Here is a 2587-nt window from a genome sequence, read left to right on the forward strand (position 1 = left end):
ATTTTGCGCGATATGCTCGCTAAAATCTTTCTGCAATTGCTTCACTGCTAAATCAAAGCTTACACTATAATGCTTGTCTTTAAAGCGTCTTGTTGCATAGCCTGTAGCTTGATTAAATACATCCGCATCGCTTACCCTGTATTCGCTAGAGTATGGCGCGTAGTTGTTGGTATATGCAGTGGAAAAAAAGCGCCCATTTTCATCGCGATACACTCTTTGAAAAAAGCCCTCAAACACTTCATCAGGCAAAAAGCTTGATCCCATAGAATACTTAATCTCGCTATATTGCAAATCCTTTGGCATATTTTCCAAAATCTTATCTAAGCTTTTTTGATAAAGTGCCTCTTGCGTTCCCCCCTTGTATTCGTATTCTAGGGCTTTTTGCAAAATTGCCTTTTTCTCTCTAATATTCCCACTTAGCAAGGTATCCTCTAGCACATCTTGCCCATCAAACAAAAATACTTTATTTTCCCTTAGCAATTCTTGGCGCACTTCGTGGCTATCTCTATTCAAAAGCTTTGCCATATAGCCATAATCAACGCCACCCTTATAGTTAATTGAGTATTCCAAAGCTTGGGCTGGGGAATCTGCGTGTAAAGGTGTAAAGGTGGGATTATTCACGCGCTTACTAAAAATATCTGACTTAGTTATGCCGATAAGTTCTCCCTCCTCGTCAAATACGCCTTTTTCAAGCCCGCTTAAGCTTGAGTAGCTGACATCACCCTCAAAGATATTCAAAAGCCTTTTATCATTAAGGCTAGGCGTTTTCATCATTGGCTTAAGCTCTCTCATAAGGCTATCATAGACATTGTTAAGCTTTGCGCGCAAGATTCCTAGTTCTTGTTGGTTGGCATTTGGCTCTAGTTCCATAATATTGAGCTTTGTTGCTACCTCTTTGAGCTCTGTAATCTTAGGCAATGCAGTTTGTGCGATTTTTAGCTGTGTGTTAAATTTCGTAAGCTTTGCCTTATCACTTGGCTTTAGATTTGAGCTTGAGGCTAGGGCTTTGTATTCATCGACTTTGTCTTTAAACACAAGCTCATCAAGGCTTATGCTTTTTGTCTCTAGCGCGCCATCATCTGCGATAAATGACTTTTTAACTTCACCATTTTCAAAGCTTATTTCGCCCACTTTATACGCGCCAAAGGTGTATTGTCTTTGGGCTAGTTCCTCTAAATTTTGTATATCATTGCTTTGCTTTGGTGTTTTAAAGTCTTTTAAATACTTTTTCAGCCTTGTGCTAAATTCACTTAAAAGCTCATTTACACGCTCTTTGCTTATGGCTTCATAGCCTAGTCTTTCTCTCCCGCCCTCTCCGCGTGTGATTGTATATTCTCCTGTAGCTTTCATAAATGGTAGGCTAAAGCTAAGGCGTGGCGCGTCTTTGATAAGGTTATTTTCATAAAAACCATCGCCTATTGGTTGATTTACTCCCAAAAAGCGTGCTTCAATTTCGCTTAGCTCTTGTTTTGGGTTAGTCATATCTAGCCACTCACTGCGTGGGCGTTTTTGTAAAATCACAATATCAGTTGCGATATTTGTGCCACTAAAAGTATCGCTACTTAAACGCATTGTGCCTATAATGCGTGCTTTTTCTAAAACCTTTCTGCGTGTCCTAGAATCAAAAGAATCCAAAAATGAAGTCGTAATAACCTGCGCGATGATGCCATTTTCCTTTGCTAAGTCAATATTTTTTAACATAAACGCATTATGGATATTTAGCCCATAGTTTTGGTTGTAATCCACTTTCAAGCTTCCATAAGGCGGATTTCCGATGACTAAATCAAATTGATCGTTAATAAGGTTCATTTTTAGGTAGTTTGCATTAGCGATATTTGATTGCGGGTAAAGTAACTGCGCGATTTTAAAGGTGAGCGGATCTATTTCAATGCCTGCATACTCATAGTTTTTGTTTCCTAATCCTAAGAATCTCCCGCTTCCCATACTAGGTTCTAACACTTTAGCATCTTGTGGCAAAAAGTCTTTCAATCCCTTATAAATCGTGTCAATTATCTCTGTTGGCGTGTAGTATGCGTCTAAAATTGTCTTTTTAAGCTCTTTTATTTCATCAGCATTTAAAAGTGCTTGCAGTCTTTCTAACTCTTTGCTTCCCTCTTTAAAAGCATTTGTAAGTCCCCCAAATCCGCTGTAAGAATTTAGTATCTCTTTGTCTTGCTCGCTCAAAGCTCTTGGATTCTCGTGTATTTCTTTGAGAAGTTTTAGCGCATTAAGGTTATTTTCTAGCCTTAATTTAGGGGATTTTACTTCCTCTCTTGGGCTAAAGTAATAATTTTTGGCAGATTTTAGGATATTTTTAAGCGCGCTTTGTCTTGTAACTTCCTCACTCTCTACATTTTGCGGGGTGATTTTTAGCTTTATTTGCTCGGCACTTTGCGCGGGCGTTGGTGGAGCTGGCAAAAATTTCACCTCTTGGGTTATTTCGCCTGTGGCTTTATCTAGCTTTGAGATAATCTCTCTATCTTTTTTTAGCGTTTGGGTGGTTATCGTCTTAGAATCCTCGCTAATTTTTGGTTGCGTGCTAAAAAGTTGCGCGTTTGCACTTTGTGGCTCATAGGATTCAAAGTCA

1 protein-coding gene is annotated in these 2587 nt (G+C 39.0%); it reads right to left on the reverse strand.

From position 1 onward, the window contains the following. A partial coding sequence (locus tag CQA49_RS09700; RefSeq protein ID WP_147288692.1) for an N-6 DNA methylase occupies window positions 1-2587 on the reverse strand: 2587 nt, incomplete at both ends.

Source organism: Helicobacter sp. MIT 00-7814 (assembly GCF_003364115.1).
Taxonomy (GTDB): Bacteria; Campylobacterota; Campylobacteria; order Campylobacterales; family Helicobacteraceae; genus Helicobacter_F.